The sequence below is a fragment of the Fibrobacter sp. genome, from assembly GCF_017551775.1.
Classification (GTDB): domain Bacteria; phylum Fibrobacterota; class Fibrobacteria; order Fibrobacterales; family Fibrobacteraceae; genus Fibrobacter.
In genome coordinates this window covers 26,130-46,776 of sequence record NZ_JAFZKX010000028.1, presented here as the reverse complement: position 1 = coordinate 46,776, position 20,647 = coordinate 26,130, and the positions used below count along the sequence as shown (strand labels likewise).

Here is a 20,647-nt window from a genome sequence, read left to right as displayed (position 1 = left end):
GATGACCGGCAAGACCTCGCAGGGTAAAGGCCAGATTTACGGTTCCTGCGAAGGCGTCAAGGACGGCGCCGAAGTTCAGGTGCGTGGCATGAGCCTCTACTGGAGCCTTATGCCCCAGGCCATCGAGTTCTGGAGCGAAGAAGGCATCACCACCATGGTGAACGACATGAAAATCCAGATTGTGCGCGCGGCCATGGCTACCGGCAACGAGGACTGGCAAGGCGGCTATAAGGGTTACGCGAGCGATCCCAACACCCAGAAGAACCTGGTGAAGACCGTCGTCGAGGCCGCCATCAAGAACGACATCTACGTGATTATCGACTGGCATTCGCACGAAGCCCACAAGCAGACCGACGCCGCCAAGAACTTCTTCAAGGAAATGGCCGAAGCCTACGGCCAGTACGACAACGTGATTTTCGAGGTGTATAACGAGCCGCAGCAGATTCCCTGGAGCGACGTAAAGAACTACGCGAACCAGGTCATCGAGGTTATCCGCCAGTATTCCGACAACTTGGTGCTCGTGGGCAACCCCTCGTGGGACCAGAACCCCTCCGACGCCATCGGCAACGAAGTGAACGACCCCAAGAAAAATACCGCCTACACGCTGCACTACTACGCCAATAGCCACTGCTGGAGCGGTTCTTACGGCTGGGGCGACGGCAACAACGACGCCTGCGAAGGCACCAAGGGCGAAAAGGCCATGAACGCGGGCCTCTCCGTGTTCGTCTCCGAATGGGGCACGGGCAAAGCCGACGGCGGCGGAACCCCGGACCAGGGCCGCAACCAAAGCTGGCAGGAATACATCAACAAGCACAAGCTCTCCTGGGCGAACTGGTCGGCTTCCATGATCAGCGAAGGCACGGCCGCATTCCAGGGCAGTTCCAGCAAGACCTCCCTCCAGTACACGACCTCCGGCAATATGGTGAAGGAATACCTCTCCACAAACCCCGCGACCTACAAGGCCTGCCACGACGTGGGTCCCGGAAGTTCCTCTTCCGTCATCGCCATTCCGTTCCAAAAAGCCAACGACCATTTCAACATTTCCTTCGCCAACGGCAAACTCGCGCTTGAATCTACGGGAAGCGGCGTTACGAAAATCGAAGTCTTCGACCTGCTCGGCAACACGCGCCTGAAAAAAGAGGAACAACTTTCCTCCGGCAACCACCTGATCGACATGAGCTCGCTTTCCGCAGGCAAGTACCTCGTCAGGGTGCGCCAAGGCGTCAATTCCCGCCAGGTGCGTTTCGAGGTCCGATAAGGCCCCGCCCTCCGCCTAGCAAAATTTCACCAAAGAGAGAGAAGTCCCGGTGGCCATGTTGCCGCCGGGATTTTTAATGGTGAATTTTAGCAGGACATTCCTTTTCCGCACGATGTGCAAGAAGCATTGTTCCCGCAGGGCAACAGTCCTTCCGCTTCGCGAATTTTTTGGACGTTCTCCTTATCATCGTACTTGATGTATTTGACGCCGACAAAATCTTCACTGAGAGTGAACGTGATGACGCCCATGAACCCGCCGGTCGCCGTGCATCCCGGATACAGGATGGTGGCAAGCAGGGTGTCGCCCGAAAGCTCCGCCCTCAGGCCATTGAAGGTGCAACGTTCGTCAACAAGGATGCCATCGTCGCGGAAGGTAATGCTTCCGTTGGCGTTTCTTACCTTCACGACACTCGGGGCCACAGCGGGGCCACCACGGTTCATCGCGCTCACGTCCGTCGCTTCTTCAACGATATTGCCTTCGTTGCATTTGCTGCCCGGCGGGCAGAGGTCAATTGCAGTCCAGTAATTCATGATGCACCTGAATTCCCTGCCGGTCGCGCAGTCGATAACCGATTCCAAGTCAGTATCGCTATTGCAATTCCCGTTGGCAGTCATCCCATCGACATCGGTAATGTGCACGCAAATGGAATCTTCCTGCGCTTTCCTCCAGATTCCATCCTTACACACATAGGCCATTCCGGTCTTGCAATCCTTGGTGCGCTCGCCGGTCATACTGCACCGGTTGCAGGGTTCGTTCGTCACCGGGCAAGTCAACTTTTCACCACTACCGTTGCAAGACGGACACAACTCATCCATGATAATGCATGTTTCCAACGTACTGGAGCTGGAAGCGCAGTACTCGTAATAGCCCATTCCACAGAGTTCTTCTTCGCTGTATCCGCATTCGGGCATGAAAGCATCGCATCTGATAACCGCCCCCGAGCTGGAAGTCGGCCCATCTCCGGAAGAGGAACTGAGTTCGACAAGTTCGTTGCCGCAGTACCCCGGGACGCCCATCTTGCAGAGTTCCTCTTCGGAATATCCGCATTCGGTCGAGAGCGCATCGCATCTAGCAACCACTCCCGAACTGGAACTGGAAACCTCACCGGCGTCGGAACTTTCGACAGCGGAAGACTTTTCGTCGCCACTGACCGGGGCACTCGGGCTTTCGTTATCGCATGCCGTCAAGGCACACGAGAGGATAGAGGCTGCGGCAATTCCGCAAGCCATACTGGTAAATCGTTTCATGATATTTCTCCTTTAAAAATCTTCTTGGCGTTCGCCAGTTAATTTTCTTTTATCCATTCTTTGATTCGCCCGTCAGGGCATTTGTTCCCAGGAATTTCGCTGTTGACAGTAATCCGCACAAGTTCGGGATCACTGTTCATCTCGCCACAGTAGGTGAAGAGGAAGCCGAACATCTTTTCATTCGTAGGCTCGCAATTTTCCGATACGATATCAAGAACCACCACCGTATCGGACGTAATGCCGTTCAAGATAAGCCCGGCCGTACGCACATCGCCCTGCACGTTGTAGAGGTATAGGCCGCATTCAGCGCTGTCATTCTTGACGGCAGTGATAATATCGCTGTACCTTCTGACGGCAGTCGGGAAATTCAATTTCAGGGAGTCGACTTCATCCTTCGTAATCCGGTACAATCCGGGTTTTTCCATATCGACAATGGCCGACGCCTTGACGGTACTATCGAACTGCACAATGTCAAGAGCGAACATCTCGATATAGTAACCAAAAGTATTCCGATTATTGGCGGTAACTTCCACCGGGCCACTGCCATTCCCATTTCCACTGCTGCTCGAAGAATCAACGGATTTCGTCGTACTGTTGCTCGAGCGGCCTTCAAAATCTATAGAAGGAGGCAATTCATCGTCAGAACTCGATGCCGGTTCGACCTTCTCGGAAGAACTGGAGGATATCGATTCGGGCATCAACGAACTCGAAGAATTCTGACGGGCGATGAGCTCGTTTTCTTCTTCGGAGGTTCCCGTAATCTTCTGCGAATCAGAACAGCCCACCCACAGGGACGCGATACCAAACAGAGCAATGATAAACAACCTGATGTTACGCATTTTCGTTCTCCCTGAGGTTCCTGGTGAGCGGAAAAAGTTGCAAATTGACTCGATAGACCTGTTCGATATTGCTTTCTTCGCCTGCGATGGCGACAATCTTCTTGCGGCATTCATTGAGCACATCCACGATACGCGCGTAGCTCTCGCGGGAAACTCCCATCGTAACGCCGCTAAAATTGCGTTCTTCCTTCGGGAGGTCGAGCGCGGGCGTGGCAAGTTCCGACATCTGGCGGTGCATGCCCCTCAAGGCAAGGCGCGTAGCATCGGTCGCGCCCTTCACGGAAGTTTCCGACTGGACAAGCGTACCGTCTTCCTTCTTCTTCAAAAGGCCCGTCTTGGTAAGGAAATCGAGCGACTCGCGGACTTCCTGCGCCGAGGTTTCCACGTAAATCTTTTTCGCGATTTCCCCCGGAGTGGCACCGGGCATCAGCGGTGCGAGTTCACGCAGCACCGGATTGCGCCAGGAATCGTAGTACTCGAACAGGTCACCCGAAAGCACGCGGATCTTGTACTGCTTTGCGACCGCGAGCATTTCTCCGTAGGCTGCCTTTTTCTTCTCCTCGGAATCGGCCTGGCCGAACTTGACCATGGCCCTGAAATAATCCATCTCGAAACCGGTAAGGCCCATCGCCGCGCCTACGCGTTCCACGCCAATCTTGCTGAGCTTGCTTGCGCCATCGCACACGACCTTCATGTACGCCGACGACGAGAAGCCAGCAATCCTCGAGAACTCGCGCCACGTGAAAGCGGAGCGGCGCTTGCGTTCCTCGTAGAAATCGCGCATGTACTGGCGGAAGTCTATGTATTCGATTATCGGTTTCATCATTTTCAAATATACAACCGTTTTTTGCGAAAGTCAATAGTTTTATGAAACAAAATCAATAAATTTTAACCAAAATCACTAATTTCTAGATTTTTATACACAAAATTTGCGTATATGAAACAAGCGTTTCATATGTGAGCTGCGCATATTGGACTTGAGTCGAATAATTTCTAAATTTGGCCCCGAAATGAGTGAATTCTACTCCAATAAGCTGAATTCTTTCGGCACCGCTAGCATCCCGAAACTGGTCCTTCAGTTCTCGGTCCCCTCCATCATCAGCATGATGGTGAACGCGCTCTACAACATCGTAGACCGCCTCTTCGTGGGCCAGGACGTCGGAAGCCTCGGCCTCGCGGGCATCACGCTCTGCTTCCCCATCACGCTGTTCATCATGGCGATGTCGATGATGGTGGGTGTCGGCGGCAACACGCTGTTCGCCATACGCCTCGGGCAGAAGAAGTACATCCAGGCAAGCATCATCCTGAACAACTCCTTCTCGTTGCTCATCCTGATGGCGCTCACCACGTTCACGCTCGGCGAGATTTTCATGGAACCGCTGCTGCGGCTTTTCGGGGCAAGCGAGCAGACGCTCCCCGTGGCATCGAGCTACATGCGCATTTTGCTTTGTGGCGCCATCTTCCAGACGGTCGCCCCGGGCATGAACCACTTCATCCGCAGCATGGGCCACCCCAAGACGGCCATGTTCCGCGAAGTCATCGGCGCCGTCACGAACATTTTCCTCGACTGGCTGTTCATCCGGCAGTTCCACTGGGGCATCGAAGGGGCCGCCTGGGCCACCATCAGTTCGCAGCTGGTATCATCGGCGCTCATCACGCAGTTCTTCGTGAAGAAGGATACGCCCATCCGCATCCGCTGGCGCCACATGAAGCTGCGCTTTGTCTACGTGAGGAAGATTATCATCCTCGGCATCCCGCCTTCAATCATGCAGGTCTGCAACAGCCTCATGAACGCGATTCTCGCCTGGAGCCTCACCACCTACGGAAACATCAGCCTCGCCGCGACGGAGCACCTGTCGGGCGGCGACATGGCGATTTCCGCGTTCGGAATCGTGAACAGCATCGCCTCGTTCATATTGCTGCCGCTGCTCGGGTTTGTCCACGGTACGCAGCCGATTATCGGGTACAACTACGGCGCGCGCCTCAACAACCGCGTCAAGGAGACGCTGAAGTTCACCTTCATCTATGCGTTCAGCGTGATGCTCGTGGCATGGGCCATCCTGATGTGGAAGGCGGAAGTCTTTGTCGCCCCCTTCGCCCCGAACGACCTGAAGTTGCAGGAAATAGCCGCCTGGGCCATGAGGCTTTTTGGCGCGGGATTCTTCATGATTCCGCTCGGGCTCGTCTCCGGGAGTTTCTTCCAGGGTACAGGAAAGGCGCTCAGGTCCATGTTCCTGAACGCCTGCCGCCAAGTCATCTTGCTGATTCCCTTCCTGCTCATTTTGCCGCGCTTCTTCGAACTGAAGGGAGTGTTCCTCGCGCAGCCCATTTCCGATGTCGGCGCGGCCCTCATCGGTGTGCTCATGCTGCGGCATGAACTGAAGAAACTGAAATAGAACGCAGTTTATTCGCAACGTCAATTTAATATAAAACACAAAAAGGCGGCCAAAAGGTCGCCTTTTCCGAATACACCCAACAAAAACGGTTAGAACAGTTTCTTCGCGTCGGTCAGCTGGCCGTCCTTCTCGTGGAACAGGATGACAGAGCCGCCATCGAGACTCTTGAACACTTCGAGCAGGCGGTTGACGGTCTTCGCTTCGTCAAAGCCGATTTCGTTTTTCGCGGCTTCGTTCACCACGATGCCGAAGGTCACCGCATTAGGAACAGTGCGGCGGAGGTAGGCGATAAAGTCGGCGGCAGAGGCAATCACGTCGGTACGGCCCTGCACATCGATGTTCATCGGGTCGCGGATGCTGGCCGAAAGCGGGAAGAGTTCCTCGTTCACGGTCTGCTTCGCGTTCAGGAAGAACATGTTGCCCACATACAGGCTGATAGAATCGTTGAGCACCTTGCCCACCTCGACGGACACGTCGCACGTAGACGACATTTCCTGGATTTCAAGTTTGGAAGGTCCGCAAGCGACGAGAGCGGCGGAAACGAGGATGGCAAAAGCGGCCAGAATCTTTTTCATGAGGATACTCCTTTGTTATACAGCTTAATATATAAAAAAAGGGCGGGCGAAACTATTTCGAGAGGATTCCGAGCGCTTTGGACACAAGTTCGGGCGAAAGTTTGAAAATTTCGCTCAATTTTTCTACCCGGACGGATTCATCGAGGCGTTCCATACGGCTCCCGTTCGCATCGCGGGTCACGAGATTGCCCTTCTGGTAGTAATACTGCACGCCGCGCTCGCGGTCGAGGCGGTTCAGCACCGGGTAGGTCATCATCTCGCGGTAGAAACTTTCGGCCCAGTGCTGCTTGAATTCTTCAACACTCACGCCCGCGACCGGGTATTCGAAGCGCAACTTCATGGGAGAGTTCAGTTTTCCGTCGGTACGGATGGAACCGCCCGTCCAGAGTTCCATGGAATCCATGTCGGGCCGGACGAGCCTCACGCTGTTGGGCACGAGCGGGAAAAGCGATTCGCCGGTGCCGAATGGCTGCGGAAGCGGGATTGGCAGCGGGTCGAAGATGAGGTAGCCGGGATCGAAGAGGAACTCTGCTGGTTGAGACACGGTGATCCTCCCCATTCGGGGACCATGCGCACTAAGGCAACAAGTTGCCAAGTGCTGTCCGCCGGCACTAGGGCCGGGATGACATTGCGGGTCCGGTAAAATGAGCGCGCAGTGGATGTTCCGCTCCTTGCGCTTGTGCCCCATCACAAGACGCGGTTCAAGCCCCATGTCGCGCAGGCTCTGGTACAGGTGCCATGTCATGCTGAAGCACGTGCCGCCACCCATCCAGGTATCGATATCGTTCTGGTCGCTGTCGTCGAGGTTGCGCGCCGCGGTCGCACTGCCGGTAGATTCCAGGCGTATAATTTTCGTGAGGTTCTCATACGTCACGTTCGAGAGCCTGTTGCACAGGTCGAGAATCTTTTGCCACGTTGCCGGTTCCATAACGCCAATAATAGAAAATACCTCAAGAACCCGGAGACATGCCTTGGACTCTATCGCCTTCGGCTCCAGAGTGACAATAGGGCAAGTGAATGATCCAGGCATATTTTCTATATTATTGTCATGCTCGGTATTGAACAGAAAAAAGGAAACGACGAAAAACTTTGCGGCAGGATGATCGCCTACGCAAAGATTTTGCCTACTCCCGATAGCGATGACGACAGTTCTCCGCTCGATGACATGATAAAGAACGGCCTGCTCGTCCTCGAAGGGGATTTCCGCACGTTCAATCCGGCGGTCCCGTCCCGCAATCAAAAGAAGAAAATCGTCGACGAAAAGCTCAACGACCTTATCGAGTCCATGCAAGAGAACGGCGTCGACATGCCCGAGAATCTCGACGTGGACACCCTGCGCGACCGCCTGCGCGAACTTTCCTCCATGGAAGTCATTCCCATCCCGGCGCGCATCGGCAACTTCACGAAAGAAGAGGACATCTTAAAAGAAGACGCCGACATTTACTTTATCGGTGAATTCATCGGCGCGAACCAGGCCCACTTCTGCCTCACGACGCTCCCCATCTACTACCAGGCGCGTTACCGCGAGCAGACGAAAAAACTCGAGATGGATCTTTTGAACGAGATGCTTTCGCAGTTCGAGAACGGCCAGTTCCTCGACAACGAAGACATCATGAAGGACACGGTGGAACTCTTCCCCGAAGGCGCATCGCTCAATACGTTCGTCGGCGACTTGAGCAACCTCCTGAACGTGAAGGTCATCCCGTTCCTGCTCGCCTGCGAAAACGACGACGAATACGACGCGCAAGTCAAGCTGTTCTACAACTTCATGAAGAGCTACCCCTCGCAGGTGGACGTCAAGCGAATCGACGGCGCCCTGAGGATTTTGCGCGCCCAGAGCAACAACGAGCCCGCCCGCAAGCTGCTCGAACTCAGCTGCAAAAAGATAAACGCCATCTACAACGAAGACACGAAATCCGCCGAGCAAATCGAGACGGAAATTACATCTTTGAAAGCGTAAGCAGCACGGCTCCCGAAAGGATTACGACAGTCGACACGGCAAGCTTTACGCGTTCCGTGCGCGTCGCGTATTCCCCGAAGGCGAACACGCCCCACAACTGGTTCACCACGAGATTGAGCTGCAGGAGCGGATAGCCCACCGCATAACCGAACATGCCGTCGTCAGCGATGGCCCAGAAGATGGCGAGCGTTCCGAGCATCCAGAGCGCGCCCGCACCGAAAGAGAACAAAGTCGGGACAACCGGCATGTCGTAGCGTTTACCGCGCTTGAGCGTGAGGACGGCAAAAAGGGCAACGCTGCCCACGCAGACGCCCACCGAGAACGGGAACAGGAATTCCATATCCCCGAGGTTGCTGAGCTTGTACGGAATCAGGTACGAACCGAATACCACGCCCGAAAGGAGCGAGCGCCAGTTTTTCCAGAGGTGCTTTACGCGGCCCGCCGGAATCCAGATACCCACGAGCATACACGCGATGGCGGGAATCGAGAAATAGAGGAGCGTATGTTCTGCGAACAGCGTGACTCCCGTGATAAACGAGAGCAGGATGCTCACGCTCATGGAACGCAGCCCCGTGCCAGCGAGGTCGGCCTCAGCCTGCACCGCCCAGAAGCAAAGCGCACCGCCTATAACCCAGAGGAGCCCGCAAACGACACCTACGGGCTGCAGGTTGAACTGCCCCGTAATGCAGGCGATAACCGACGAGCATACGATCGCGCCCACAGACATTACCGCGAGGAACGCCCACGAAGAATAGTTCGGGTACTTTTTGAGCGGGACCATGTATGTCCCGAAGGCGAAGACGCCCATCAGGACGCCGATAATGCTGAGCATGCTACTTTCCAATGCAGAACCCCGCAAAAATAGATTGTAAAATGTCTTCGGACGAAATCTCGCCCGTTATGCTCTGGAGGGCGCGGCGCACCAGCTGCATTTCGAAGGCGAGCAGTTCCACCGCCGGATTGTTCTTGAGCAAATTGAGCACGCGGTCGACACCCGCGAGGGCGTCTTCGAGGCAGGCCTTCTCGCGCTCGCTCGTAATCCAGAGGTCTTCCGCGTTCGCGTTTTCCTTGAACAGAGCCGCATTCATGATGTCCTTGAGTGCGGCAAGGCCGTCACCTGTCTTTGATGAGATATTGAGGGCCGCACATCTGTCACCCTGGAGCATCGTAGATGCGATAGGGTCCATGTGCGAGGCATTCGGGTCGCGCAAGTCGCTCTTGGAATAAACGACGACGTCGGCATCATTGTCACCCTCGTCACTCCGCAGCCCCGCAGGGGCAAGTGAGTCCACCACGAGAATCTTCAAATCCGCTTCCTCGAGAATTTCCTTGCTCTTCTTCATGCTGAGCGCATCGAGTTCGTCGGTCGCACGGTCCGCGATACCCGCCGTATCGACGAGGCGGACTTCCCCACCGGGGAGGAACAGGCGCACTTCCACAAAGTCGCGCGTCGTGCCCGGCACGTTGCTCACGAGCACGCGGTCTTCGCCCAGGAGGGCGTTCACGAGGCTCGACTTGCCCGCGTTGGGCGCACCGTAAAGCACCGCCAGCGGGAGCCTGCTCAAAGAAGCCTTCCCGTGGAAGCTGTTCAAAATCTGCTGGATGGATTCACGGACCGAAACGAATCGCGTTTCCCAACCCGCGAAATCCGGGTCGGCCTCTTCTTCGGCAAAGTCCACGTCGAGTTCGAGGCGCGCGGAGATGTCCTTCACCTGCGCGGCGAGCGTCGCAATCTTTTTCGAGAGTGCGCCCGAAAGCAGGCGATGCGCATTCTCGAGTTCCGCACGGTTCGCACTGTGGATCACGTCGGCCACGGATTCCGCCTGAGTCAAGTCCATCTTGCCGTTTAGGAAGGCGCGGCGCGTAAACTCGCCCGGTTCCGCAAGGCGCACACCCTCGATACCGCGGATGGCCTGCAGCAGGTCGCGCACGATAAGCGGGTTCCCGTGCGGGTACAGTTCCAGCACGTCTTCGCCGGTGTAAGAATTCGGGCCTTCGAAAAACAGGTACAGCAGGCTATCGATCACCTTGCCTGTCTGCGGGTCGCGCGCAGTCCCGAGACTTGCTTTGCGCGGCTCAAGCGCAGAAGCATGCTTGTCGCCGAACAGGCGCCGAACCACGTCACGGACGCGGGTGCCGCTCACGCGGAGCGCGGCAACGGCACTGACGCCCGCAGGCGTCATCGGCGCAACAATCGTCTGGGAATCCATGTGCGAGAATATAGTAATTATGGAACCGTTTCCGCAGTAGTTCCTAGTTCTGACTTCCTAGTTACTAGCACATCCAATTACAAGACGCTTCTTGATATTTGGAATTCTAGCAACTAGTAACTATTGATTAGTAACTCCTTTTTCTATCTTACCTAGCATGAGCAACTTCTCGATTATTTCCCGCCCTATCGGCACGGTTCAGAACTTTGTCCTCCGACGCAACGACGGCGCCGAATTCGAAATCCTTTCGGGCTACGGTGGCGGCCTCAACGCCTGGCGCGTCCCCGTGAGCAGCAAACCCCTCGACCTCCTCTTCGGCTACCGCGAAGGCGACGACATTTTCAAGATGGGCCCCGACACGAATGCCGGTTGCCGACTCACACCGTATCCCGGCCGCACCGCCTATGCGCAATTCACCTGGAACGGCAGCACATACAAACTAATCAATAACGTAAGCTGGGCCCCGCACGCCCTGCACGGATTCCTGCAGAACCAGGAATGGAAATTCGAAAGTTTCGAAAGCGATAGCGAAAGCTGCACCGCAGTTTTCACCTGCGACTGGCCCGGCGCCTTCGCGGGTTTCCCGTTCCCCTTCCGCGCAACCAACACCATCGTCTTTACCGGCGAAACCGTCACCATGACCTCCAGCGTCAAGAACACCGGCAAAAAAGACATGCCGTATTCCGAAGGTTGGCACCCGTATTTTATGCTCGGCGAAAAAATCGACGGGCTCACCCTCACGCTCCCCAAGACGAACCTCGCGCTCTTGGACAGCGCCGACCTCCCCACCGGCAACTTCAAGGAAGACACGCGCTTCGTGGGCGGCCGCAAAATCGGTGACGAGTTCATCAACGACTGTTTCTGCCTCGCCGACCAGAGCGGAGAAGCGCACGTACAGCTCGAAAGCGACCACTTCGCCCTCGACATCTGGCAAAAGGCCGGTAACGAGCAGTACAACGCCATCCAAATGTACACCCCGCCCGACCGCATGAGCATCGCCATCGAGCCCATGACATCCGAGCCCGACGCGCTGAACCATCACCGCGGCCTCATCGTCATCCCTCCTAGCGAAGAAAAAACGTTCACTTTCGGATTCAAGTTCCGAGTGAAGTAACAACTGCAAATTTTCAGTTTTTTCTATCAAAAACGCCGTTTTCACGTTAAAAACGGCATTTTTCTTGTTGCGAAGCACCCAACGTTTTGTTCGGCGCCAGCCGTTTTTTTCTTTGAATTCGCCATTATATAACCTATTTTCTGAGAAAATACAGGAGAGTGTATGAGATTCACAAAATTCGCAATGATGTTTGGACTTGTCGCGGCAACCTCTTTCGCCGCGCAGTACGAAGCCGAAGACGCCACCTTCACGGATGAAGCCTCTCTCGGCACGAGTGCCGCCGCCTCCGGCGGAAAATATGTCAAGATGAACAGCGGGGAAATCACGTTCTCCGATGTCTCCGTCGACAAAGCCGGCCAGTACACCATCGTCATTCATTACATGAACAACTATGGCGGATCCAAGATCAATAACGTCGTTGTCGGAAGCGCCTCCTCTGCGGTTACTTTCGAAGTCACAGAAAAGAACACGTTCGTCGACGTGGAAACGGTTCTGAGCCTCGCCGCAGGCAAGAACACCATCAGCATCACCAAGAGTTGGGGCTGGATCGACGTGGACTACATCGATGTCAAGCCTTACAAAGCGAAGGCGTTCGACATCTGCAACGCCCCGGTAACAAAGACCGCCACCCCGTCCGCAATCAAGCTTTACAATTTCTTGGTCAACAACTTTGGCAAGAAGACCATTTCCGGCGTGATGACCGGCAACATGGACGCCTACACCAAGGGCGACTTCACCAAGCACGAAGACGTTCAGGTCGTATACCAGAAATCCGGCAAGTACCCGGCGCTCGTCGGAGTGGACCTGATGAACGCTACCGGTGCCAACAAGGACGATTCCTGGTTCCAGCAGTACACCGAAAAGGCCATCGATATCGCCAAGACCACCTGGAAAAAAGGCGGCATTCCGGCATTCACGTGGCACTGGCGTCCGGGTGACGAAGTGGAATTCTACGTGAAAGGCGCACACGAGACCTACACGGAATTTGACTTCACCGAAGCGTTTATGACCGGCACGACCAACTGGGATACCGTTTCGACCGCCTACAAGGCTCTCGTCGCCGACATCGACACCGTCTCCAAGATTTTCATCGGCCTCCAGAAAGAAGGCATCGCCGCCATCTTCCGCCCGTTGCATGAATCCGGTGGTAGCTGGTTCTGGTGGAGCACGCATACCGGCAAGCAGTTTGCGGCCCTCTACCAGTTGCTCTACGAACGCATGGTGTTCAAGAACGGCGTCAACAACCTCATTTGGGATTTCAACCCGAAGGACGCCTCCATGATGTCCTGGACTCCGGGCGAAACCTACTATGACGTGTTGAGCGTCGACATCTACAACGATCCGAACGATCACCAGAGCAACAGCGCGGCCTTTATCGACCTTACCAACAAGGCCAGCACCAACAAGCTTATTTCCCTCAGCGAAAACGGCCCGATTCCCGATGTGGACAACATGTACGAAGACGGTGCCACTTGGAGCTGGTGGATGCCGTGGTACGATTCCTGGTCTTCAGGCTTCATCAGCCAGACTTCCGAAGAGATATGGCTTAAGAACCTCGCCGACGAACGCATCATCACTCTCGACGAAATGCCCGGCTGGGATAACTACAACGAAGCTGCCGCCGCAACGAAGGTTTGCCCGACTTCTACCGCCAACGCCAAGTTCGGCGCAGACACGACCAACAAAGAAGACTACAAGAACCTGATGATGGCCGTGACCTATACGGCGCTGAACGACAGCGGCGCAAACATCGAACTCCAGAAGGTGCCGAACCTCACCGGTGCAACAAGCGTCTCGCTGACGATTACGAACAATGGCTCGGGCGGTAAAGACAATGGCATCTGGGTTGGTCTCGCCTTCGTGCGCAACGGCATGGAAGATGACGCCTGGACCTGGGAAATGTCCCCCTCCACCGGCTGCTGGATCAACGACGGCGCGACTTCGACTTGCGAATTCGACATCACCGAATACGAGGACAAAGCCGGCGAAAAGCACGCGATGGACCTCGGCAACCTCTTCTCCGTAACGTTGATGGTCGCCGCCGAGGGCTTCGAAGGGACGGTCATCTTTGACGACCTCGTAGCGGACAACGGCAAGGTGATTTCCGCATTCGACAAGAAGACGGAACTCTTCAAGGTTGCAAACCAGAGCAAGGGTCACGTGAGCAAGATTGAACTCGTCGACGAAACGGGCGCCCCCGCCGCCATCAAGCGCATGCCCGTCGCCACTTCCGGCAAGATCAGCGTCTCCGGCAACGTCGTCTCGTTCACGACGGCAAAATCCGGCAACGTATCGGTCGACGTATTCGGCATGAACGGCAAGCGAATCGCCACGCTCTACAACGGCACAATCATGGCCGGCAGCAACTCGTTCAGCCTCGAAAACATGCCGCAGGGCCGCTATATCGTACGCGTGAAAACTGCCGGATTTACGGCGACAAGACCCGTTCTCGTGCGCTAAAACAACTCCTCCAAAGGGTGTGGACAAATCTCGTGATTTGTGTCAACACCAGAAGGGCGAAAATCTCCTATTTTCGCCCTTTTTATTTATTTTTCATGGAAACTGAATGAGGATGTTTCATGAAAAATAGTTTCAAGACCCTGCTTGCCGCCGCACTGCTCGGCGGAAGCGCTTTCGCCGCCCCGGGACTCACCGTGAGCGGAACCGATTTGCTCTATAACGGCAAGAAGATTTTCTTCTCGGGCACGAACCTCGCATGGAGCGACTACAACTCCGACGTGGGCGATTCCCCGCTGAACGAAAACGCCTGGCGCAAGGCCGTGGAAGGCACGCGCGCCGCGGGTGGCAACGCTATCCGCTGGTGGCTCTTCAACAACATGAGCCAGAGCCCGACTATCGACCAGACGACGCACCTGGTGACCGGCCCCAAGGCCAATACCGTCGCCAACATGAAGAAGGCCCTGGACATCGCCGAGGAATACGGCGTGATGGTCTCGATGTGCCTTTTCAGCCACAACCTGATGGAACCGAACCAGTGGGGACTTTACAGCGAAAAGCTCGACATCACCGCGAACGAATTGCTCTTCGAAGACGAGGGCACCAAGGCGTTCATCGACAACGTGCTGAATCCCGTCGTGAAGGCAATCGGCAACCACAAGGCGCTCATGAGCTGGGAAGTTTTCAATGAACCCGAAGGCATGACGAGCGAATGCAGCGGCTGGACCACCAAGAAGATGGCGCTTGCGAAAATCCAGAAGTTCACCAACAAGGTGGCAGCAGCCATCCACGCGACAAACCCGGAACTTCTCGTTTCTACCGGCAGCGTGAACATCCAGTATCAAAAGTACTGGAACGACGCGGCGCTCGTCCAAGCCGGCGGCGAAGCGAAGGGCACGCTCGACTTTTTCCAGACGCACTATTATCCCTACTACCAGAATGACGCCGTTTCTCCGTTCGTAAATACCGCGGCCCAGATGGCGACCACCTACGGCTACGATTCCAAGCCGATGATTATCGGTGAATTCCCGGCCAGCGGCTGGAAGGGCGAAACCTACGTGACAAGCATGGCGGCGAAGACCCAGATTTCGACCGAGGAATGTTACCGCAAGGCATTTGACGGCGGCTATGCGGGCGCTCTCGCCTGGCAGTATATCGGCGACAAGACCGAATCGCAGTTCGGCGGTTACACCTACACCATCGACCCCGCGCTCGACGCCATGAAGGCGCTCGCCGCAACAGAAGAAGCGAGCATCAAGATCAAGGACGTCACGATTAGCCAGGAAGGCGGCGACGGCAAGATGTCGGTGACCTACGGCGGCGACAACGCGCAAATCGAATACCAGAAGACATGGGACCTGAGCAAGGCCAGTACGTTCACGTTCGAAGCGACGAACAACGGGACAGACGCTGCTAATTTGTACTTAATCTTCAAATTGACCGATGCGTGGACCTGGACCGAAGTCGACGGGAAATGCACCGTGCCTGCAGGCAAGACGGAAACCTGCTCGTTCGACATTTCTAGCCATGCCGACCGCAACAAGACCTTGAGCGTGGTCATCGCGAACTACACCGCGGGCTACACCGGCACCATCCTTTACGACAACATCAAGGCAGGCGACCAGGTCCTTTGGGACTTCAACAGCGACAAGTACGACGCGTTCAGCCGCGGGTTCGAAAACACCGAAGAGATGATTCCCGAAATCAAGATCGTGTTCGACGGGAATTCGCACAAAATCGGGAACGGAGCCGCAAGCATCAAGGCCAGCCACTCGTTCAAAGTCACCGGCAGCTCGGTCTCGCTCACTACGGCCAAGGCGGGCGACGTATCGGTCGACGTATTCGGCATGAACGGCAAGCGCATCGCGACACTCTTCCGCGGCACGCTCGCTCCGGGCAGCTACGCCTTCAGCCTCGCGCAGATTCCGGCCGGCAAGTACATCGTCTGCGCAAAATACGCAGGAACGACGGTCACAAGGCCAGTCATGCTCAAGTAGCTTTTTTGCGAAAAATTGCAGCTTTATTCAACTGACGCCCGTTCACGCACGGGCGTTTTACTTTTCCATGCATTTTCTACGTCATTTTCTATATTGTCAAACATGAGCGAAAAGCACCCCCTCTATTTTACCATCCACGGCCATTTTTACCAGCCGCCACGCGAAAATCCCTGGACTGGCGTCATCGAGAACCAGCCCAGCGCACGCCCCAACCACGACTGGAACGACCGAATCGCCAGCCAGTGCTATAGTCCCAATTCCGCAAGCCGCATCCTGAGTCCGCATGGACACATCGTAGATATCGTTAACAACTACGAATACATGAGTTTCAACATGGGCCCCACGCTCATGGGTTGGATCCGCACGAACACGCCCGATACGTACAGGCGCATCCAGGAAGCCGACAAGAAGAGCATCGAGAGGCTCGGGCACGGCAACGCGATTGCGCAGGTCTACAACCACATCATCATGCCGCTCGCGAGCAAACGCGACAAGCGCACGCAAATCCGCTGGGGCATCGAAGACTTCAAATTCCACTTTGGACGCATGCCCGAGGCGATGTGGCTTGCCGAAACGGCAATCAACCTCGAGACCGTCGTGGAACTCATCAAGGCGGGAATCAAGTACACCATCCTCTCGCCCACGCAGGCCGACAGTTTCCGCAAGTTCGGAACCGAGGAATGGACCGGGTGTTCCAACACCGACATCGACACGACGCGCCCCTACCGCGTTTACCCGCGCGACAAGGACGGCAAGCTCGTCTGTGACGGCTACCTCGACGTATTCTTCTACAACCCGTGGCTCTCTTCGGCCGTAGGCTTCGAGCACCTCCTGCGCGACGCGGGAACGTTCGGCCGACGCATCGCCGACGCCTGGGACGCAAACCGCAAGGAACCCCAGCTGGTAAGCATCGGCACCGACGGTGAAAGCTACGGCCACCACGAACCCTTCGGCGACATGTGCGCCGCCTGGCTCTACAACCGCTACGCTCCCGAACACAACATGGTTCCGGTCAACTACGGCTGGTTCCTCGAAAAGTTCCCGCCCGAGCACGAAGTGATGCTCAAGAACTTCCACGGCGAAGGTTGCGCCTGGAGCTGCGCCCACGGAGTGGGCCGCTGGTACCGCGACTGCGGATGCTCCACCGGCGGCGGGCCCGACTGGAACCAGAAATGGCGCGGCCCCCTGCGCGAGGCATTCGACCACCTCAAGGCCCTCGCCGACGATGTTTACGCCCGCGAAATCGAAAGGCTTACGACCATGGACCCGTGGGACGTGCGTGACGCATATGTCGAGACGCTCGTTGCCCCCGAACAGCAAGCCCGCACCGACCACTTTTTGCAGATGGTGCTGTTGCACCCCGACGACGCCAAGGAACGCGCCAAGGCCCTCCGCCTCCTCGAAATCCAGAAGTTCTGCCTGTTCAGCTACACGAGCTGCGGCTGGTTCTTCAACGACATCGAAGGCCTCGAGCCCGTGCAGAACATGCGCTACGCGCTGCGCGCCATCGAACTCATGGAGCCTTTCCTCCCCTTCGGGCACAACATCAAGAGCGAAATGCTGAGCATCCTCGCCCGCGCCACAAGCAACGAGCACAAATGGAACGGAGCCGAAGTCTTCACCCGCTATGCCGAAGACGACGTTCCCGTGATCCTCAAGGAAATGGCAGAACGCGCCGCGATTTTCCACCTGGAGCTCGAAGAGAACTACGACGACAAGGATTCCCGCATGAAGGCGGAAAAGATTTCGAGCCGTCGTCGCCAGACCCTCGTGCGCGTCACGTACGAAGACAAGCTCATCGCGGAATCCCGCGAAACGACGAACCTGGTCATCACCGACCCGCTCGGCCGCGTGAACATCGTGGTCGCCATGGGATCCGTCGAACAGAACGGCCTCAAGTTCGTCGAAAACCCGAACATGAGTACGCAGGAACTGCGCCGCCTGTTCCCCACCGCCTACGTGGTGCGCATGCGCGACCTCATGAGCGATTCCCTGCAGTGCATCAACAAGCTCTGCACGCAGAAGCACCTCACGAAGCTCACGGAATCGTACTCGCACTTCGCACTGAACCACGGCATTTCCATCGACAGCCTCGCCGACCCCGACCATACGCTGCCCGACACCATGAGAAAGATCCTCTCGCTCGAGCTCAATGCGCGCATCCACAACAAAGCGCTCAAGCTGCTCGAAGGCCCCGATTCAAAGCTCGTGGATGAAATCAAGGACCTGATGGACGAGGCGAACGCGCTCGACACAAACCCGAGTTTCGGAGGCACGGGACGCATGTTCCACGCCAAGCTGAGCAAGCTCATCGACGACGTGTACGCAAAGATCGACGAATCGACCGTCAAGTACATCACCGACCTCATCACGGTGGCCGACTGGCTCCACCTGGGTATCGACAAGACGAGTCTCGAGAACAAGGTGTTCCGCATCTACACGCAGTTCAAGGAAGACCCGAACGGCAAGCTTGCGGCGCTCAAGCCCATGCTCGGCTGGCTCAACTTCGAGGTGGACAATGTATAAGATGTCCAGCAAACCGCTCATCTCCGCGAAGGAGATCGAAGAGCGCCTGGACTCCCTCGCCGCAGAAATCAAGCCCTGCGGTTTCGACGTCGTCGTCCCTCTGCTTTCGGGCAGTTTCATATTCGCAGCCGACCTGTGTCGCCGTATCGCCTCCCCAGAACTGCAGGTGAGCTTCATACGCGCCTCCAGTTACGGGAACTCGACGCAGTCCAGCGGGCAGCTGCAGATATCCGGCCTCGAAAAGCTCGACATCAAGGGCAAAAAGATCCTGCTCGTCGACGACATCCTCGACACGGGCATCACGCTTTCGAAGGTCCGCGAGACGCTCAAGGCGTGCGGGCCCTCCGAAATCCGGACCTGCGTGCTCCTCGACAAGAGCGCGCGCCGCACCGTCGAATTCAACGCCGACTTTGTCGGGTTCAGCATCGAAAACAAGTTTGTAGTTGGCTACGGGCTCGACTACGCCGAAAACTACCGTACATACCCCGAAATCTGGACACTGGAAGAAGACTATGGCTAAAAACGATTTTGATGACGTCCGGCTACATGCCACCCAAGCGTTCGAAGCAGTCGAACGCAGCTACAACAAGATAAGCCGCGGCAAGCGCTTCCTTATCAACGCCGCCGTATGCCTCCTGTTCTTCATTTGCGGGTTCATCACCTGCAAGGTCATAAACGACGTTCCCTCTCAGGGAATCATCGAGAAGGTGGCCGCGCAGCCCGACCTCAAGAACAAATGCAAGGGCCGCTACGACCGCCCGATGGAATACGCCATCATGCACGAATGCGTCTTCGCGAAGGGAATCCCCTCCGACGACACGAGGCTCATACAGCGCATCAACTACTGCACCTGCGCCCTCCAGAGCGTACAGGCCAAGAAGCCCTACCAGAAGATGTTCGAGAACAACCTGGTCGACTTCACCTTCAAGATCCGCGAAGAGAATCTCTGCCAAGAAGACAAGAACATTCCGGTCCTCGACACCAGCGACGTGGAAAAATAGCATATAGGATTTGAACCTCCGAGCGATGGACCTGCTGCTAAAAAAAGCGATTGACGGCACCCGCCTTTCCCCGGCGGAAGCGCTCGACATATTGAAAAACGCCCCGTGGACTGACGTGGTGGAAGCGGGAGATGCTATACGCAGGCGCATGCATCCCGAAAACAAGGTAGGCTACACGGCATTCCGCATCGTGAACTACACGAACGTCTGCGAAGTCACGTGCAGTTTCTGCAGTTTCTGCAGGCCCGCGCGCAGCCCCGAGGCCTTCGTGCTCTCCCTCGACGAAATCAGGCAAAAGACCCTCGAGGCTAAGGAGAAGGGCGCAGATCACATCTTTTTGCAGGGCGGCGTGAACAGGGACATCCCGCTTAGCTACTACACCGACGTGCTCAAGATGCTCACCCGCGAGCTCGGCATGAAGGTACGCGGTTTTTCGCCGGTAGAACTCGTGCGCATCGCGGAAACCAACCGCATCGGCCTCGACGAACTGCTGGACATCCTGAAAGACGCCGGGCTCTCTTCCGTCCCGGGCGCGGGAGCCGAAATTCTCAGCGACCGCATGCGCCAGATACTCAGCCCCAAAAAACTTTCCGCAAGGCAGTGGTGCGACACGCTCGCCGCCTGCCACAAGAAGGGCCTTCCGGGTAGCGCGAACATCGTGTTCGGCAGCGTCGAGACGCCCGAAGAAATAGTAGAACACCTGAACTACGTGCGCGAAACGCAGGATATAGCGCAGGGCTTCAAGAGTTTCGTGGTATGGACCTTCCAGCCGCAGACCGACAAGTTCCCCATCCGGCACGTGCGCGGGGACGAATACCTCAAACTCCTCGCCCTTAGCCGCATATTCCTCGACAACATCCCGCACATCGAAGTTTCGCTCCTCGGCATGGGCAAATCCCTCGGGGAACTCGGGCTGCATTGCGGCGCCGACGACATCAACAGCATCGTCATCGAGGAGAACGTGCTGCAGAGTCAGGGGCTCACCTCCATCGAAGAAGCCGAAAAGTTCATCCGCGACGCGGGCTTCGTTCCCTACAGGCGCAGCCTGAACTTCGACTAGGCGCTTG

The 20,647-nt window shown here is 56.3% G+C and carries 17 protein-coding genes; 10 read left to right on the top strand and 7 right to left on the bottom strand.

Annotated features, from left to right (window positions below; all coding sequences use genetic code 11):
* Nucleotides 1-1,258 (top strand): cellulase family glycosylhydrolase (locus IK012_RS03405; RefSeq protein ID WP_290950503.1); only part of this gene is annotated, 1,258 nt, incomplete at its 5' end.
* 86 nt (nucleotides 1,259-1,344) lie between these two features.
* Here IK012_RS03405 and IK012_RS03400 read toward each other — a convergent pair.
* Genes IK012_RS03400 through IK012_RS03390 form a run of 3 tightly spaced genes read right to left on the bottom strand, consistent with a single transcriptional unit; the run spans nucleotide 1,345 to nucleotide 4,167 of the window.
* On the bottom strand, nucleotides 1,345-2,505 hold the full coding sequence (locus IK012_RS03400; protein ID WP_290950500.1) for a hypothetical protein: 1,161 nt from the start codon (nucleotides 2,503-2,505) through the stop codon (nucleotides 1,345-1,347).
* Nucleotides 2,506-2,543: 38 nt separating this feature from the next.
* The gene (locus IK012_RS03395) at nucleotides 2,544-3,344 is read right to left on the bottom strand and encodes a hypothetical protein (RefSeq protein ID WP_290950497.1); all 801 of its coding nucleotides are present in this window, start codon (nucleotides 3,342-3,344) and stop codon (nucleotides 2,544-2,546) included.
* Nucleotides 3,337-4,167 (bottom strand): TIGR02147 family protein, encoded by an 831-nt coding sequence (locus IK012_RS03390; protein WP_290950506.1) that lies wholly within the window; start codon nucleotides 4,165-4,167, stop codon nucleotides 3,337-3,339. Before IK012_RS03390 ends, IK012_RS03395 begins: the two co-directional genes overlap by 8 nt.
* A 187-nt stretch (nucleotides 4,168-4,354) precedes the next feature.
* Here IK012_RS03390 and IK012_RS03385 point away from each other — a divergent pair, with 187 nt between their 5' ends.
* Entirely contained in the window at nucleotides 4,355-5,740 is a 1,386-nt protein-coding gene (locus IK012_RS03385) for an MATE family efflux transporter (RefSeq protein ID WP_290950494.1), read from the top strand.
* An 89-nt stretch (nucleotides 5,741-5,829) separates the two neighbouring features.
* Here the strand turns inward: IK012_RS03385 and IK012_RS03380 are convergent, their stop codons facing one another.
* Together IK012_RS03380 and IK012_RS03375 are read right to left on the bottom strand one after the other, a co-directional pair.
* On the bottom strand, nucleotides 5,830-6,315 hold the full coding sequence (locus IK012_RS03380; protein WP_290950492.1) for a hypothetical protein: 486 nt from the start codon (nucleotides 6,313-6,315) through the stop codon (nucleotides 5,830-5,832).
* A 52-nt stretch (nucleotides 6,316-6,367) separates the two neighbouring features.
* Nucleotides 6,368-7,243 carry a hypothetical protein gene (locus tag IK012_RS03375; RefSeq protein WP_290950489.1) on the bottom strand — a complete coding sequence of 292 codons (876 nt, stop codon included), beginning with the start codon at nucleotides 7,241-7,243 and terminating at the stop codon, nucleotides 6,368-6,370.
* Nucleotides 7,244-7,363: 120 nt separating this feature from the next.
* On the opposite strand from IK012_RS03375, the gene IK012_RS03370 reads away from it, so the two are divergent.
* Nucleotides 7,364-8,275, top strand: a complete 912-nt coding sequence (locus tag IK012_RS03370) for a hypothetical protein (RefSeq protein WP_173380108.1) — start codon at nucleotides 7,364-7,366, stop codon at nucleotides 8,273-8,275.
* Here the strand turns inward: IK012_RS03370 and IK012_RS03365 are convergent.
* Together IK012_RS03365 and mnmE are read right to left on the bottom strand one after the other, a co-directional pair.
* Nucleotides 8,256-9,107 (bottom strand): GRP family sugar transporter, encoded by an 852-nt coding sequence (locus IK012_RS03365; RefSeq protein ID WP_290950486.1) that lies wholly within the window; start codon nucleotides 9,105-9,107, stop codon nucleotides 8,256-8,258. The genes IK012_RS03370 and IK012_RS03365 overlap by 20 nt on opposite strands.
* Nucleotide 9,108: 1 nt before the next feature.
* On the bottom strand, nucleotides 9,109-10,485 hold the full coding sequence (gene mnmE / locus IK012_RS03360) for a tRNA uridine-5-carboxymethylaminomethyl(34) synthesis GTPase MnmE (RefSeq protein ID WP_290950483.1): 1,377 nt from the start codon (nucleotides 10,483-10,485) through the stop codon (nucleotides 9,109-9,111).
* Nucleotides 10,486-10,642: 157 nt separating this feature from the next.
* Here mnmE and IK012_RS03355 point away from each other — a divergent pair, with 157 nt between their 5' ends.
* From IK012_RS03355 to IK012_RS03325, 7 genes are all read left to right on the top strand, one after another.
* Nucleotides 10,643-11,599 (top strand): aldose 1-epimerase, encoded by a 957-nt coding sequence (locus tag IK012_RS03355; protein ID WP_290950478.1) that lies wholly within the window; start codon nucleotides 10,643-10,645, stop codon nucleotides 11,597-11,599.
* Nucleotides 11,600-11,761: 162 nt separating this feature from the next.
* Nucleotides 11,762-14,059, top strand: coding sequence for a glycosyl hydrolase (locus tag IK012_RS03350; protein ID WP_290950475.1), 2,298 nt, complete (start codon nucleotides 11,762-11,764; stop codon nucleotides 14,057-14,059).
* Between the two features lie 119 nt (nucleotides 14,060-14,178).
* Complete coding sequence (locus IK012_RS03345; RefSeq protein WP_290950472.1) at nucleotides 14,179-16,053, top strand: cellulase family glycosylhydrolase; 1,875 nt, start codon at nucleotides 14,179-14,181, stop codon at nucleotides 16,051-16,053.
* 102 nt (nucleotides 16,054-16,155) lie between these two features.
* Nucleotides 16,156-18,579, top strand: a complete 2,424-nt coding sequence (locus tag IK012_RS03340) for a DUF3536 domain-containing protein (protein WP_290950468.1) — start codon at nucleotides 16,156-16,158, stop codon at nucleotides 18,577-18,579.
* Nucleotides 18,572-19,099, top strand: a complete 528-nt coding sequence (hpt, locus tag IK012_RS03335; RefSeq protein WP_173379942.1) for a hypoxanthine phosphoribosyltransferase — start codon at nucleotides 18,572-18,574, stop codon at nucleotides 19,097-19,099. The genes IK012_RS03340 and hpt overlap by 8 nt, the downstream gene beginning before the upstream one ends.
* Nucleotides 19,092-19,580 carry a hypothetical protein gene (locus IK012_RS03330; protein ID WP_290950464.1) on the top strand — a complete coding sequence of 163 codons (489 nt, stop codon included), beginning with the start codon at nucleotides 19,092-19,094 and terminating at the stop codon, nucleotides 19,578-19,580. The genes hpt and IK012_RS03330 overlap by 8 nt, the downstream gene beginning before the upstream one ends.
* 25 nt (nucleotides 19,581-19,605) lie before the next feature.
* On the top strand, nucleotides 19,606-20,640 hold the full coding sequence (locus IK012_RS03325; RefSeq protein WP_290950462.1) for a CofH family radical SAM protein: 1,035 nt from the start codon (nucleotides 19,606-19,608) through the stop codon (nucleotides 20,638-20,640).
* Nucleotides 20,641-20,647 lie beyond the last annotated feature (7 nt).